We start from the raw sequence: 14,998 nt of genomic DNA, 5'->3' as shown, positions 1-14,998 counted from the left end.
TCTTTAACTTCGATGTCGCTGTTCGGCTGTGCTTTACCTGTGACAACTTCACCTGTCGTTTGATCTACAGTTGCTGTCGGTGCATTCGGTGGTGTTAAATCTGGTGCTTGTGCATTTGTCGCAGGTGATTTACCACCTGCATCCCATGCTGTAACGGCAACCGTTTCACCATCTTTCTGTGGCACATCTAGTTTCACAGAATAATCACCATTTGAATCCGTTTTGCCCGTACCAATTACTTTACCAGTCGCATCTTTAACTTCGATGTCGCTGTTCGGCTCTGCTTTACCTGTGACAACTTCACCTGTCGTTTGATCTACAGTTGCTGTTGGTGCATTTGGTGGTGTTAAATCTGGAGCATTCACTTCTGTTGGTGGTGATACCAATGTTGTATTTAAATCAGTCGCTGTTACAGAAACTGGTTCACCATTTTTTTGTGGAACATCCAATTTAATTTCAAAATTACCATTAGAATCAGTTATCCCTGTTCCAATATCTTTACCATTTGCATCTTTGATATCAATTTTTTGACCTGATTCAGCTTTACCTGTAACAGTCGTACCACCATCGACAACTTCAACATCAGTGGGTGACTTTGGTAAAATAACCACTGGAGCTTTCACCACTGCAGGCTCAGATATCAAGTCACTCAAGTCCATCGCTGTAACTTCGATCTCTTGACCATTTATTAAAGCAGGTTTTATAGTTACTGAATACGTCCCATCCTTATCTGCAATTGCTGTAGCAATGATACGGCCTGAGGCTGAATCAACAATTTTAATTCGGGCATCAGGTTCACTCACCCCTGAAATATTACTACCAGCGGCATTAAACACAACAGACGGTGGTTCTGGTGGTGTAATATCTGGAGCAGTAGCTCCCACTGGCAATGAAGAATTTCCGTTCCCATCTGTTAATGTTGCAAATAATTTTTCACCATTTAGCTGTGGTTTTGTTAAATTAAATGAATAGCGGCCAAGGCTATTATATAAACCACTACCGACAATCTCGCCTTTTTGATTGGTAATTGTAACTGTACCTGTAAAGCCAATCTCCCCTAGTCCAGACACGTTAAGACCATTTAGACCTACGTTGAAAGTAGGTGAAGGAAGAATACCTGCAGCGACTGCGTTCAAATTTGTAATATCTTGATTAGACATATTTTTTATACCTTAAGCAAAGTTGCATGAATTTTTATAGATGTTGCAATATTTTTTGCATTTCTGTGATTTGGTAGGCATTTTTAACATTTTTATTTAAATTGATCAATTTTTTTTCAACCCCCTCCGAAATTTCCGATCAATAACATTTTCACGTATCACATCAATATTCATAACAATTTGTTTTTTTAAATCTTTTAATAATTTATAAAAATATCTGGCAGTTTATCGGAATATATAAATTTAACTTTTGCTTTACATTTCTGACCAACAAACAAGAATCTGATCATTTAATCCAATTTAAGCTATACTTTTGATATATGTCACTAACACTAAAGAACGATCGAAGAATGAATAAACTCACCTGCTTTAAAGCCTATGATATTCGTGGAAAGCTCGGGACAGAGCTGAATGAAGATATTGCCTATAAAATAGGTCGGGCTTATGGTCAAATCTATCAACCAAAAAAAATTGTAGTCGGATGTGATGTTCGTCTAACCAGTGAAGCTTTAAAACAAGCCACGATTCGGGGCTTAAATGATGCGGGTGTGAATGTTCTTGACCTAGGTTTGACAGGTACGGAAGAAGTTTATTTCGGTGCATTTCATTTAGATGTACAAGGTGGTATTGAAATCACTGCCAGCCATAATCCAATGGATTACAATGGACTTAAGCTTGTACGTGAAAATGCTCGTCCCATTGGTGCGGATTCTGGTTTAAAAGAGATTCAGACTTTGGCTGAATCTGAACAATTCATTGAAGTAAATCAAAAAGGCTCAACAGAAAAATATAATATTCTTCCTGAATTTATTCAGCATTTGATGGGATATATTAATCCTTCTTCAATTCGTCCATTAAAACTCGTGATGAATGCTGGCAATGGTGCAGCAGGTCATGTCGTTGATGCAATTGAAGCTCAATTTAAGCAGCTCAATATTCCAGTTAAATTCATTAAAATTCATAATGATGCTGATGGTACATTTCCAAATGGTATTCCCAATCCAATTTTAATTGAGAATCGTGCAAGTACCTCAAATGCTGTACTTGAGCATCAAGCAGATATGGGTATTGCATGGGATGGTGATTTTGACCGTTGCTTCTTATTTGATGAGAAAGGGCAATTCATTGAAGGCTATTATATTGTTGGTTTACTAGCACAGGCTTTCTTATTGAAACAAGCTGGGGAAAAGATTGTTCATGATCCGCGCTTAGTTTGGAATACGCTTGATATCATTGAAAAATATCAAGGTATTGCCGTTCAATCACAATCTGGTCATTCATTTATTAAAGATAAAATGCGTGAACAAAATGCAGTATATGGTGGTGAAATGAGTGCTCATCATTATTTCCGTGATTTTGCCTATTGTGATAGTGGTATGATTCCGTGGCTATTGGCGATAGCCGTATTGTCTGAAACTAAACAATCTCTTTCCTCTTTAGTTGAAGGGATGATTGCTAAATTTCCATGTAGTGGTGAAATTAACTTTAAAGTTGAAGATACTCAAAAGACCATTCAGAAAATTTTTGACAATTATGTAGATCAACAACCTACGATTGATCGTACCGATGGTGTAAGCCTTGATTTCGGTGCATGGCGTTTAAATATTCGCGCCTCGAATACAGAGCCGTTGCTCCGTTTGAATATTGAAAGCCGTACAGACAAAAATCCAAAACCAATGCAAGATTATGTAAATGAATTGACCCAATTGATTCAAGGTTAATTTTCTGTCGATTAAAAGAAAAAGGAGCCCTTATGGACTCCTTTTTTCAATCTGAATAAAACTGCCTTTATATCAATCAGTTTTTATAGCCTGTTGGATTCTGCTTCTGCCAGTTCCAGCTATCAGCAAGCATGTCTTCCAATTGATATTTTGGTGTCCAATTTAATTCTGAAACAGCACGAGCATTATCGGCAAATGAAATCGCAACATCACCCTCACGACGTGGTGCAAATTTAAATGCAACAGGAACACCATTTACTTTTTCAAAGGCATTTTTCACTTCTAAAACAGATGAACCATTACCTGTTCCAATATTCCAAGCACGGCAACCTGTTGCAAATAAGCGATTATTCAATGCACATAAATGTGCATTCGCTAAATCAACCACATGAATATAATCACGTACACCTGTACCATCTACAGTGTCGTAATCATTACCATAAATAGAAAGCTCTTCACGGCGACCCACTGCAACTTGCGTGACAAATGGCATTAAATTATTTGGAATTCCTTGAGGATCTTCACCAATTTGACCACTTTTATGTGCACCAACGGGATTAAAATAGCGCAACAAAGCAATTGACCAACGCTCATCAGAAATCGATAATTTTTCTAATAATTGCTCTACAATCAACTTAGTATAACCATAATTATTGCTTGGCATACCTGTTGGCATCGTCTCATTTAAAGGTGAAACATTAGCTTCATCGTAAACTGTTGCTGAAGAACTGAAAACCAGTTTCAAAACATTTGCTCGAGCCATCGCTTGAACAAGGTTAATTGAACCCGCAATATTATTATCAAAATAAGTAAGTGGAATTTGCTGGCTTTCACCTACCGCCTTTAAACCTGCAAAATGAATCACTGCATCAATCTTATACAGACTAAAGAGTTGATCCAATGCTTTAGCATCACGAATATCACCCTCAATAAACGTTAGGGTCTTATTAGCTAACACCTGAACTCGCTTGAGCGATTCTTCTGAACTATTAGACAAATTATCTAGTACAACAACATCATGCCCTGCCGTCAATAATTCGACACAAGTATGTGAACCAATATAACCTGCACCACCTGTTACTAAAATATTTGCCATTTTTTAAATCTCTTCCTGATTCAAGAGGACTTTAATCAACCCCTGAGTTGATGCATCTAAATGTTCAAAATTATGTGCTGTACCATTTAAAATAGGTAACAACTGGTTGGCAATTTCTTTGCCTTTTTCTACGCCCCATTGATCAAATGGGTTGATATTCCAAATCACTGACTGTACAAACACTTTATGTTCATAACTCGCAATTAACATACCCAAGCTATAAGGATTCAGTTCTTTGAGTAAAATTGTCGTACTTGGTTGATTACCAGTATATTGTTTATACATGGGTAATGATTCAATTTCTTGCTGATTTAAAGCTTTGTTACCAAACGCCAATAATCTTGACTGTGCCAAACAATTCGACAACGCTAAATGATGCTGTTCAATCAATGCTTCTGCATTTTCTGCATAAGTAAATTGATTGGCTTTGTAACGATGTACAGGAGCAATAAAATCACAATGTACTGAATGTGTCCCTTGATGTAATAGTTGATAAAAGGCATGTTGCGCATTTGGCCCTACTTCACCCCATAAAATCGGGCAAGTATCCATATCGACAGACTGTCCATTGCGTTGAATGGATTTGCCATTTGACTCCATTTCTAACTGCTGTAAATATGCCGCAAAATATTTTAAACGACCATCATAAGGTAATACCGCATGTGTCTGAATATTTAGAAAGTTATTATTCCACACCCCTAACATTCCCATTAAAACAGGAATATTTTGCTCAAATGGCTCGTTCTGAAAATGCTCATCTATCGCATAAGCACCTGCAAGAAATTGTTTAAAGCCTTCTACACCAATAGTTAATGCTATTGGGAAACCAATACATGACCATAAAGAATAGCGTCCCCCCACCCAGTCCCAAAGTAAAAATTGGTTATCAGGATGAATCCCCCATTCGGTCATCTTTTCAGGTTTAGTTGAAACACCAATAAAGTGACTTTTAACAACACCCGTATCTTGCCCTAGTGCTTTTTCAAGCCATTGACGAACCGTATGTGCATTAGAAAGCGTATCAATGGTGCCAAAAGATTTAGATGAAATAATAAATAAAGTCGTTTCTGGACGCAGTTGATGTAACAATTCTGATAGCTGACTACCATCAATGGTCGAAACAAAATGTACATCTAAAGATTGCGTTGTGTGAACCTTAAAATCTTGTAATGCATGACTGACCATCAATGGTCCAAGATCAGAACCACCGACACCAATATTCACGACATCACGAATGACTTCCCCCGTATAACCACGGTACTGTCCAGCATGAATTTTTTCAACGACTTGATACATCCGATCAAGTTGTTGATGAACATCATGATTAATCTCAGTTTGCACATGTTTAGGCACACGCAAAGCCCAATGCATGGCTGCACGTTGCTCTGTATAGTTAATCTGTTCATCTGAAAATAATCGATGAATCCATGACTTTAATTGCTTTGATATCGCAAATTGTAATAAAACATCCATCACAGGTTGCTGTAGACGCTGCTTACTATAATCAAAAACCAATTGTTCAAATTGCGTAGACAATTGCTCAAAACGCAAATTATCTTGATCAAAGAGATCATTTAAATGTAGTTCTGAAAATTGTTCAGAAAATAGTTTTAACTGTAAAAAGGTCGGATCTTTTATCTGATTTGAATCACTCATGAACGACCAACCCCTTGATAAGTAAAACCTTGAGCTTTCACATAAGCTGGATCATAAACATTACGCCCATCAAGCAACAGTAAATGCTTCATTTGAGATTTTAATTTTTGAAAATCAGGACTTAAATATTGTTTCCAAGCTGTCATCAAACATAATGCATCGGCCTGAGCAGTCGCCTGATATTGATCTTCAAATAAGATTAAATCTGAACGATCACCATAGTGCTGATGAATTTCAGGTAAGGCTTGAGGATCATGTAAATGTACGATTGCCCCTTGCGCCCACAAGGCTTCAAGCAAAGCATGGATGGGTGCATTATGAATACTTGAGGTGTTTTCTTTAAATGAAGCACCCCAAATCACAATTTTTTTATGTTTTAAATTAGTTTGAAAATGATTCCATAATTTTCGGAATAATACTTCTTTTTGTCGTTCATTATTTTGCCAAACTTGTTCAAGCAATTGACTTCGTACACCAATATCTGAAACTGTATTCGATAAAGTTAAAATATCATGTGAAAAATTTTCACCACCAAAGCCTGCACCTGCCGACAAATAGGCCGAACCAATTCGACTATCTGCGGCTAGACCTTGTTGTACATTAAAAATATCAATACCAAGCTTTTCTGATACCAATGCAAGATCATTCATATATCCAATACGCATTGCCAACATGCCAGAAATACTCAATTTTGTAAATTCCGCATCAAGAATCGGCATAAATAAATACTGATGTTGGAATTGAAAAAATGGACGGAGCAACTCTTGCATCATTGACTTCACATCATCATGATCCACACCCACAATGACTTGTTTTGCATAGGTAAAACTACCAAGCGCATTCCCTTCCTGAATAACATCAGGTAAATAAGCCCAGTTTTCGGTATTTAATTTTTGTTTGAGTGCTTCAGTACCGTGCAAACCAAAAGTTGACCCATTGATGAATAAACCCTTTGGTTCAACTGTAATCTTATGAATACGATCCAATAAGGCTAATGTACGATCTTGCTCAGTTGCGGCATAACTAAAAACATACACATCATTGTCTACAGGTAATTCATCAAAAGACCCTAGATGTAAAAACCCTGATATAAGTTGTTGTTGAATCAACTGATTCACATCTTCATTTTGATAATGAACTTGATCCTTATGACCAAGTTCATTTGAACACCAAAATACTTGATGCCCATGTTCTGCGAACAATCCCGCAAGTACACCCGCTTGCAGGGTCGCTCCAAAAACATTAATTTTCATGCAACACCTAAAATTTTATTATAATTTTAACGCTTGAATAAGCTGTTTAAATTCATCACCCAATTTTGGATGTTCAATGCCATAATGCAAGACTGCTTTCAAATAACCAATTTTACTACCACAGTCAAAAGTCTGACCTTTCATGCGGTAAGCTTCAACATTTTCAATTTTTTGTAACGCTGCAATTGCGTCTGTGAGTTGAATTTCGTTTCCCGCACCTTTAGGCGTATTTTCTAATAACTGCATAATTTTTGCAGGTAAAACATAACGACCCACCACAGATAAATTCGATGGTGCTGTGCCTATAGCGGGCTTTTCAACAATACCTTGCATGATTGAACTCTCACCTTCAGCAGGTGCTTGAGTAACATCAACAATTCCATACTGATCAACTAAATCATCGAGCACAGCTTCAACCATAATTTGTGCTGCTGAGGTTAAACTAAAGCGTTGAATCATCAAGTTTAAATCATTATCAGCATCAGTATTCTTAACCAATACATCGGGTAAAAGTACAGCAAAATCCTCATCGCCAATAATATCTTTAGCGCAAAGCACAGCATGACCTAAACCCAAAGGCTGAGGCTGGCGTACACTGATCACAGACACATTTGGTGGTAAAATTTCAGTAATTTCTTTGAGTAAATCAAACTTTTTCTTATTTTCAAGAGTCGTTTCAAGTTCAAAATTACGATCAAAATAATTTTCAATGGATGCTTTTGAAGAATGTGTGACAAGTACAATTTGCTCTATACCTGCTGCTACAGCTTCCTTAACAACATACTCAATTGCAGGTCGATCGACAACGGTGACCATTTCTTTTGGAATAGATTTACTTGCTGGTAAAAAACGAGTACCCAAACCTGCAACTGGAAGAATAGCTTTTTTGATCATTAACTTATACTGACTCAAATAAATAAAAAATTATGATTTAACTTCATCATTTGTTTTTTGTGATTCATTGCCTTGAAACAATGAAGGACCAACATGACCAGGAGCATTAATGCCCTCTTTATTAGTCATAACGGAAACTGTTTTAAACATAATTTTAAAATCAACGAATATATTATGATGATCGACATACCATACATCACATTTGAAGCGCTCTTCATAATCAAGATCGTTACGACCACTGATTTGTGCAAGTCCTGTCATACCTGGACGAACTTCAAGACGTCGAGCTTGCTCAGGCGAGTAAAGTTCAACAAATTCTTTCAACATTGGACGCGGACCAACTACACTCATATCGCCTTTAAGTACATTGATGAGTTGTGGCATTTCATCCAAACTTGTTGAACGAAGTTTTTGACCAAATGGTGTAATTCGCTGTTCATCGGGTAATGGATTGCCTTGGCTGTCATTCGCATCTTTCATCGAGCGAAACTTCATCATTTTAAAAAGCTTTCCATTTTTACCAGGTCGTTCTTGGTAAAAGAAAATTGGAGAACCCAAATTTTTACGAACTTTGAAAGCAACCAATATAAAAACAGGGGAAAGTAACAACAACGCTATTGATGCTATGATGATATCAAGTAATCTTTTCATTTGACTGTTTTAAACCCATTATTTCAAATAATTTTTTATTTGCCTTATCAGCATCGAAGTGCTCTGTGGCCATTTTATGACTTTCAAACCCCATCAAGCCGACTTGTTCTGGATGTTCTATAAAATAACACATTTTTTCTGCCAATGCTTCAGGATTCCAGCAGGGAACTAAAAAGCCGTTCACACCATCAACAACAGTTTCACGGCAACCAGGTACATCCGTAGTTATTATTGCTCGCCCAATAGCCATTGCTTCTTGAGTGCTACGTGGTACACCTTCCCTATATGATGGCAGAACAAACACACTACTGTCAGCTATCCAATTTTGTACATTTGTAACATAACCTGGATATTCAAATAATTTCTCTTGGATTAACTGATTTAAGGTATCTTGGTTTAAAGCCCCCATATTTTGATGATCAATAGCACCTAAAATTGTAAAATGTGCTTGTGGATAATTTTTCTTTACAATACGCATTGCTTCGATAAGTTCAAAAACTCCTTTTTCTTTAAGCAACCGACCTATAAATAAAAATTTTATAGGATCTGATGATGCTATTGAAAAAGGATATTGATCTAAATGCAACCCAATTCCACCCAAAATATGTACTTCAGGAACATTTAAACCATATGCATGCATCAAATCTTGTTGATCATCTTTATTAAGAAAAATCATTTTATCTATACAAGGAAATGCAATTTTATAGAGCATAACCTGCACACTTTTGACTAATTTGGTTTTATTGCTTTGCCCTTCTGGTTGATTGGTAAATGTGTAACCCAACCCTTCTAGCATACCAATAACACTTGGAACACCTGCTGCCTTAGCTGCTAAACTTCCATAGATCACAGGTTTTGCAAAATATGAAAATACTATATCTGGTTTAAGTTCTTTTAAAATACGCTTTAACTGTAAATAAGAAGCAATATCTGCAAAAGGATTAAGACCACCTCTATTTAAGTTATACGTAATTGGCTCAGCACCTAATGCTTTGATTTTATCAATACATTGCTCTGTATACTCAGATGTAAGCGCATATACATAATGTCCTTCCAACACTAATTTTTTAATTAAATCTGCACGGAATCCATAGAAACTCGCACCTGTAGTACCAATTAACGCAATCTTTTTTTTATGACTCATATATTTCGATCCATTGCCCTACTATGTTGTCCAATGCAAGGGTGTTTTTTACGTATTGCAATGCACCAATACAATTATTGTCTTTTTCACTAGAATCCAATTGCAATACGTGTTCGATAGCTTCGGCAAGTAATTTAGAATCACTTTTGGGAACTAATGTGCCAAATCCCCCCATGACTTCTTTAACTCCACCACAATCAGTAGCAACAACATACGTTTCGCATGCCATAGCCTCTGCGACAACTAAACCAAAACCTTCAAATGAAGATGATAAGATAAATATATCTGCAGCTGACATCAATTGTGGAATATCATTTCTTCTACCAAGTAAATGCACTTGATTCTTTAGTTCTTTATCTATAATTAATTGTTCTAATTCCAGTTTTAAATCACCATCTCCTACCACAAACAGATGTAGATGCTTATATTCAATATTATTTTTCAATAATATTTCAATAGCATTAAATAAATTCGGATAATCTTTAGCTTCATGTAACCGTCCAACAGCCAATAACATTACATCACTATCTAATAAACCTAGAGATAAACGCATATTATGATCCGTTTGCTCTGGGCTATGAAAACGATTTAAGTTTATTCCATTATAAACGGTTGTTATTCCATTTTTAGGAACAGCGCCTAAAGTTTCAAAACTTCGAGATGCAGACTGACTAACATTGGTTGTCAGATCAGATAAATGGTGCGTTAATCGGTAAGCGAACATCCGCCCCTTTCCACCTTCATTATTACTATGTGCGGTACAAATTAACTTTGGAACTGGGAAAAATATTCGTAAGATACGTGCAAAAATATTTGCATGTACCATATGTGCATGTACGACATCAGGCTGAAATTTTTGTAAGAGTTCCTTATATTTTTTATAAACACTTTTTGAATTTTTTACAGACTCTAATCCCAAATACACTAACTCAATTTCTCTATTTTCAGGACGTACAACGACCTCGCCCTTTAAATAAGCTATTTTGACTTGGTAACCACGTTGGAACATTTGGTCTGCCAAATCAGCAACAACTTTTTCAGCACCGCCACCGCCAAGACCAGTAATTAAATATAGGATTTTCATAATTTAAAAAAATTAATAATATATATGGAAAAATTTTCGATAGCATCCATATTAGAAATGCTCAATAAATCACCATATGAACCAAGAAAAAATAAAATTAAAAAAACTAAAGACATCAGGCTTAAAATAGCGAGATCCTGTAAACGGCTCTTACTGACTAGTAAAAAAATGACGAATGGTGCAACTGTGTTAAATAATCGACCAGCAATAGGAGTTAAAAAATAAGCAGTTAAAAACATTATCAACCCGATCATTGAAAATTCAAATAATTCCTTTTTCTCCTTGTTTCCCCAAAATAATAAATATAGAAAAATAAAGACAAATAAAATGAAAGCCCCCCCACCCCCAACTGCCATATTTTGCTTATATTCCTCACCTTGCCTAAGACCAAAAAATTTTGCCAAAGCAATTGAAAAAATGGAAATAAAAACCATAATAATAAAATTAATGAATAATTTTTTATTTATGTCTAAATTTTTTAATAAAATAAAGTTTAAACAATAAATAAAGAAAAATATAAAAAAAATAGAATGTATAAAACAGCAAATGAAAATAATACTTGCATTCTTATAAACATTTTTAGTTAACATAAAACTAAGAATTAGAATTGCTGTTCCTAGCGATTGACGTAAAGCGACTAATTCGCTTTGTAACATATATGGAATTGTTATAGACAACAAAATTCCAAATAAAAAAGTTAATGAATTTTTTGAATACTTAGATAATGCAATAAAAAAAACTGTGACAAAAAATACTACAAAAAAATATGGAATTATTTCTGGTTTAAAAAATAAACTTAAAAAATTATTTAAAACTAAAAATAATGGCTCATTAAAATAAAGTGCCAATCCTTGGTAAGAATCCATGATTAAATTAGAAGATTGTGCATAAACTATATAGTTATCGCGATCCCTAAACCAATCATTAGGCATAAATGAAATAAATGGAATATATATAAAACCAATAAATATAATAAAAAATGTATAAAATAAATTTTTATAACTTATTTCTATTTCAGGAAGCTTCATATTAAATCACTCCATTTCTCAACAATATGATTTATATGAAAACTCTTATTCTTTTCAAACGCCTGCTCTGAAAAACTTAGTAAAAAATCACCTTTACACATTTCTAAAATTTTATAAGAGATATCCATATTTATATCTATTAAAAAACCATTAACACCATCATCTATTAACTCAGCAGGCCCAGTATCACAATCAAATGAAATAATAGGCAAACCATAACTTTGAGCTTCCAATAAAACCATCGGCAGCCCCTCAAAACGAGAACTCATACAAAAAAACGAAGCTTTTCTATAAAAAGAGTCCATATCCTTTTGTTGACCAGCAAAAATAATTGATTCTGCAACACCTAAATTGTACGCCATTTGCTTCAACATCTGTTCATCTTCACCTGAACCAACAATTGTTACTTTCCAACCAAGCAATTGATCAGCAATTTTTGCCCAAGCAGGAATTAATAAATCAAATCCTTTTTGATGTGTTAATCGACCGACACATAAAATATTTTTATTTGATAATGTTGGCACATTATTTTGTAATGGGTATGGACTAGGATTTGCAATTGCGATAACTTTTTTAGATGAGGTTAAATTAAACTTCTTATCCCAAAAAGTCTTATCTCTGTCGGTTAACGTAACAATCCTAGTACACCATTTTGCCGCCATCCAACGACCTAAATTTCGAAAGTGCGAGCCTAAATTAACTTTTAAATTAAAGTGCTCCCAACAAATATGGTTTATTTTTAAACCTAAACAAGCAGGCACTGTAAATACACAACTAATACTATCAACTACAACAAGCGTATCGATCTGATGTTCTATTAAATATTTTCTAATTTTTGCAATTACAGCCAATAAATGACGACGCATAGAAACATTTGTAGTGAATAAACTACTGTTTATAATATTCTCATGTTGCTCAAAAAAAGGACTACCCGTCCCACTCAACGACAATATATGGACTTGTTGATTTTTTTTTGCAAACTCATTTGCAATAATTGTTGTAACTCGCTCTGTCCCACCAGAATGACTAATATTTCCAATTAGAAAACAAATATTACTCATGATCTTAATCTCAACTTAATCAATAATTGTTCGAATAATAAGAATGAAATACCATATTGATAAAATAATTTATTACCTTTGTTCTTAAGTATGTTTTTGTCAAAATTACTATTCTTTATCAACTGCTTTATTTCAGCCCAGCGAAGCAAAGCTTTAAAATACCCTTCAGCTTTTAAACTTTGACTTATATAATATTGACTAATTGAAATTAGACTTAAACCAAAATAATTACATTGAGGCAGACTCTCTATAAAGATCTGGGCAACTCCCTTTAAGTCATCCAAACTTTTTTCATTAATTTTTGCTGTAATACCTTGATTATTTATACGGTAACCTAATAAACATTCGTTAATAAAATAAATATTCTTTGCTTCTAAAAAAACAAAAGGTGTCGTATAAGCATCCTCATATAGCTTTCTTAATGGAAACACCCGATTTGCAAATAATTTTTTATGATAAATTCTAAGCCAAGCAAACCAATTTGAAGAGTTAAATATAAATTGTAAAATACAATCATCTATCTGGTGTTTACCTACAACAGGACTATCAACCATAAAGTTTATACTTTTAGAGGAATGATCATGAAATCTATAAGCCTTGAATTGGATTATATCGATCTCTTGTTTCTCTACAATTGGAATAATTCGTGACATAAAACCATTTTTCACTACATCATCCGAATCAAGAAACATTAAATACTCACCTTGTGCTTGACGAATTCCCGTATTTCGCGCACCACTTAAACCCTGATTCTCTTGATCAATAAAAACAAACTGGTTTAAATACTGACTATAATTTTCATTAATATATTCTTTTGCAATAATCATTGAACGATCTGGTGTTCCATCATTTACCAAAATAACTTCCACCCCCTCAACAAGCTGACAGCATATGCTTTCTAAACATTCTACAATGTAGTTTTCCACTTTATATATGGGAATAATCACACTTAGTTTAATCATTGAAAGTATTCTTCCTGTAAGTTGACAAAAGGAATATTCGTTTTTGTGTATCGAAAACTATTCCATTCTTATAAAAATAATTAAATACGGTAAAAGACATGATTTCTGTAATTAAAATTGCAGTAATTGCTCCTTTCAACCCCCATAAATAAACAAATAGGGCAGTTAGAACAATATTAAATGCAACAAGGTATAATGTTTTCTTCTTTAAATAATCATATGCATTAAATTTTAGTAGATATTTTTCTGCAACAGTCGATAAACCTGAAAATAGTGTAACAAGGACTGTAAACAGCAAAATATCATTAACACTTGTATATTCAGTACCATACAACCACTGGACAATATAGACACCACTAACAGCAAAAAACACCATCACAACCAGACATATACCAACAATGACCACACTTAATTTTGCGACCATATTTTGACTTTGTTCAAAATTTTTTTCTGTATAAATCTGGGTAAAATACGAAGAAATAATTGCAACTAAAACAAAATAAAAACTATTCCCTAGAGTCATTGCGACTGTATATATTCCAAGATCATATTGCGACTTAATACCTAAAAAAAGCTGAGAGGTTTTAGTAAAAATTGCAACAGATAAAGAATAAAACACCAGTTTACGACCAACTCCAATCATAAATTTACGATATCGATCAATTTTTTCTTGCGTCACTCCCCCTTGCGCAATTCTAACTTTACTAAACAAATATTTACGTATGAAAAAAGGCACCATCGTAATTAATATGATTGGCACACTCAAAAGTTCTACAGCAAGTTGAAATTTCGCAATACAGTAACGGACAATCAAAGAAAGTACTAATGCAAAAATATTACAATAGGCATTGATTTTAGACTGAAGAATTGCATTAAAATAAATAATGTAAACATCATGGACTGCAAAATATATTGCAATACTCGTCGCTACCGAAAAAACAAAAGTAAGCTGATCTGCAAATAAATATATATAGACTAATGTTAATAAAGATAAACTTACATAAACAAGATCACGAATAATTTTCGTTGAATCAATAATATATTCGCCTAACCTTCTGTCTTTTGCTGTTTTTTGAAAAATAATGTTTTCAGAGCCTAACATCGCTATGGTTTGAATAATTGCAAAAATTGAACTTGCAAATGTTAGCTTTCCAAAATTCTCTGGTCCTATATATTTTGCAACAAAAGAGGTTACAAATATTAGACCAAAAATAGATATTAACTTTTCAGACATCATCCAAATAGAGTTGGTAAAAACTTTATTTTTTAATTTTTTAACCAAGCTCAT

General features: G+C 34.3%; 13 protein-coding genes. 1 reads left to right on the top strand and 12 read right to left on the bottom strand.

Going from position 1 to position 14,998, the window contains the following annotated elements; all coding sequences use genetic code 11:
- A partial coding sequence (locus tag ACK1JC_RS12635; RefSeq protein WP_409512227.1) for an Ig-like domain-containing protein occupies positions 1 to 1,160 on the bottom strand: 1,160 nt, incomplete at its 3' end.
- A 350-nt stretch (positions 1,161 to 1,510) separates the two neighbouring features.
- Here ACK1JC_RS12635 and ACK1JC_RS12630 point away from each other — a divergent pair.
- Positions 1,511 to 2,881 carry a phosphomannomutase CpsG gene (locus tag ACK1JC_RS12630; protein WP_409512226.1) on the top strand — a complete coding sequence of 457 codons (1,371 nt, stop codon included), beginning with the start codon at positions 1,511 to 1,513 and terminating at the stop codon, positions 2,879 to 2,881.
- Positions 2,882 to 2,957: 76 nt separating this feature from the next.
- Here the strand turns inward: ACK1JC_RS12630 and galE are convergent, their stop codons facing one another.
- Genes galE through ACK1JC_RS12575 form a run of 11 tightly spaced genes read right to left on the bottom strand, consistent with a single transcriptional unit; the run spans position 2,958 to position 14,998 of the window.
- Complete coding sequence (gene galE / locus ACK1JC_RS12625; protein WP_409512225.1) at positions 2,958 to 3,977, bottom strand: UDP-glucose 4-epimerase GalE; 1,020 nt, start codon at positions 3,975 to 3,977, stop codon at positions 2,958 to 2,960.
- Positions 3,978 to 3,980: 3 nt separating this feature from the next.
- Positions 3,981 to 5,633 carry a glucose-6-phosphate isomerase gene (gene pgi / locus ACK1JC_RS12620; protein ID WP_409512224.1) on the bottom strand — a complete coding sequence of 551 codons (1,653 nt, stop codon included), beginning with the start codon at positions 5,631 to 5,633 and terminating at the stop codon, positions 3,981 to 3,983.
- Positions 5,630 to 6,886: a UDP binding domain-containing protein gene (locus ACK1JC_RS12615; RefSeq protein WP_409512223.1), complete on the bottom strand. Its 1,257-nt coding sequence runs from the start codon at positions 6,884 to 6,886 to the stop codon at positions 5,630 to 5,632. Before ACK1JC_RS12615 ends, pgi begins: the two co-directional genes overlap by 4 nt.
- 18 nt (positions 6,887 to 6,904) lie before the next feature.
- Entirely contained in the window at positions 6,905 to 7,780 is an 876-nt protein-coding gene (gene galU / locus ACK1JC_RS12610; protein ID WP_409512222.1) for a UTP--glucose-1-phosphate uridylyltransferase GalU, read from the bottom strand.
- Between the two features lie 30 nt (positions 7,781 to 7,810).
- Complete coding sequence (locus ACK1JC_RS12605) at positions 7,811 to 8,431, bottom strand: sugar transferase (RefSeq protein ID WP_409512221.1); 621 nt, start codon at positions 8,429 to 8,431, stop codon at positions 7,811 to 7,813.
- A complete protein-coding gene (locus tag ACK1JC_RS12600; protein ID WP_409512220.1) occupies positions 8,415 to 9,575 on the bottom strand; it encodes a glycosyltransferase family 4 protein in 1,161 nt (386 codons plus the stop codon). The genes ACK1JC_RS12605 and ACK1JC_RS12600 overlap by 17 nt, the downstream gene beginning before the upstream one ends.
- Complete coding sequence (locus ACK1JC_RS12595) at positions 9,565 to 10,659, bottom strand: glycosyltransferase (protein ID WP_409512219.1); 1,095 nt, start codon at positions 10,657 to 10,659, stop codon at positions 9,565 to 9,567. The genes ACK1JC_RS12600 and ACK1JC_RS12595 overlap by 11 nt, the downstream gene beginning before the upstream one ends.
- Positions 10,656 to 11,687, bottom strand: a complete 1,032-nt coding sequence (locus tag ACK1JC_RS12590) for an EpsG family protein (protein WP_409512218.1) — start codon at positions 11,685 to 11,687, stop codon at positions 10,656 to 10,658. The genes ACK1JC_RS12595 and ACK1JC_RS12590 overlap by 4 nt, the downstream gene beginning before the upstream one ends.
- On the bottom strand, positions 11,684 to 12,748 hold the full coding sequence (locus ACK1JC_RS12585) for a glycosyltransferase family 4 protein (RefSeq protein WP_409512217.1): 1,065 nt from the start codon (positions 12,746 to 12,748) through the stop codon (positions 11,684 to 11,686). Before ACK1JC_RS12585 ends, ACK1JC_RS12590 begins: the two co-directional genes overlap by 4 nt.
- On the bottom strand, positions 12,745 to 13,710 hold the full coding sequence (locus ACK1JC_RS12580; RefSeq protein ID WP_409512216.1) for a glycosyltransferase: 966 nt from the start codon (positions 13,708 to 13,710) through the stop codon (positions 12,745 to 12,747). Before ACK1JC_RS12580 ends, ACK1JC_RS12585 begins: the two co-directional genes overlap by 4 nt.
- Complete coding sequence (locus ACK1JC_RS12575) at positions 13,703 to 14,998, bottom strand: polysaccharide biosynthesis protein (protein WP_409512215.1); 1,296 nt, start codon at positions 14,996 to 14,998, stop codon at positions 13,703 to 13,705. The genes ACK1JC_RS12580 and ACK1JC_RS12575 overlap by 8 nt, the downstream gene beginning before the upstream one ends.

Source organism: Acinetobacter sp. TY2 (assembly GCF_046269225.1).
In the GTDB taxonomy this organism is placed as follows: Bacteria; Pseudomonadota; Gammaproteobacteria; order Pseudomonadales; family Moraxellaceae; genus Acinetobacter.
The sequence above is the reverse complement of the archived record's forward strand: the minus strand, read 5'-3'. Positions and strand labels throughout refer to the sequence as shown.

What these genes read in the sequence shown, in the direction of transcription:
- ACK1JC_RS12630 (WP_409512226.1), top strand. Translation starts at nt 1,511, where the DNA reads ATGAATAAACTCACCTGCTTTAAAGCCTATGATATTCGTGGAAAGCTC.
- galE (WP_409512225.1), bottom strand. Translation starts at nt 3,977, where the DNA reads ATGGCAAATATTTTAGTAACAGGTGGTGCAGGTTATATTGGTTCACAT.
- pgi (WP_409512224.1), bottom strand. Translation starts at nt 5,633, where the DNA reads ATGAGTGATTCAAATCAGATAAAAGATCCGACCTTTTTACAGTTAAAA.
- ACK1JC_RS12615 (WP_409512223.1), bottom strand. Translation starts at nt 6,886, where the DNA reads ATGAAAATTAATGTTTTTGGAGCGACCCTGCAAGCGGGTGTACTTGCG.
- galU (WP_409512222.1), bottom strand. Translation starts at nt 7,780, where the DNA reads ATGATCAAAAAAGCTATTCTTCCAGTTGCAGGTTTGGGTACTCGTTTT.
- ACK1JC_RS12605 (WP_409512221.1), bottom strand. Translation starts at nt 8,431, where the DNA reads ATGAAAAGATTACTTGATATCATCATAGCATCAATAGCGTTGTTGTTA.
- ACK1JC_RS12600 (WP_409512220.1), bottom strand. Translation starts at nt 9,575, where the DNA reads ATGAGTCATAAAAAAAAGATTGCGTTAATTGGTACTACAGGTGCGAGT.
- ACK1JC_RS12595 (WP_409512219.1), bottom strand. Translation starts at nt 10,659, where the DNA reads ATGAAAATCCTATATTTAATTACTGGTCTTGGCGGTGGCGGTGCTGAA.
- ACK1JC_RS12590 (WP_409512218.1), bottom strand. Translation starts at nt 11,687, where the DNA reads ATGAAGCTTCCTGAAATAGAAATAAGTTATAAAAATTTATTTTATACA.
- ACK1JC_RS12585 (WP_409512217.1), bottom strand. Translation starts at nt 12,748, where the DNA reads ATGAGTAATATTTGTTTTCTAATTGGAAATATTAGTCATTCTGGTGGG.
- ACK1JC_RS12580 (WP_409512216.1), bottom strand. Translation starts at nt 13,710, where the DNA reads ATGATTAAACTAAGTGTGATTATTCCCATATATAAAGTGGAAAACTAC.
- ACK1JC_RS12575 (WP_409512215.1), bottom strand. Translation starts at nt 14,998, where the DNA reads ATGAGCTTGGTTAAAAAATTAAAAAATAAAGTTTTTACCAACTCTATT.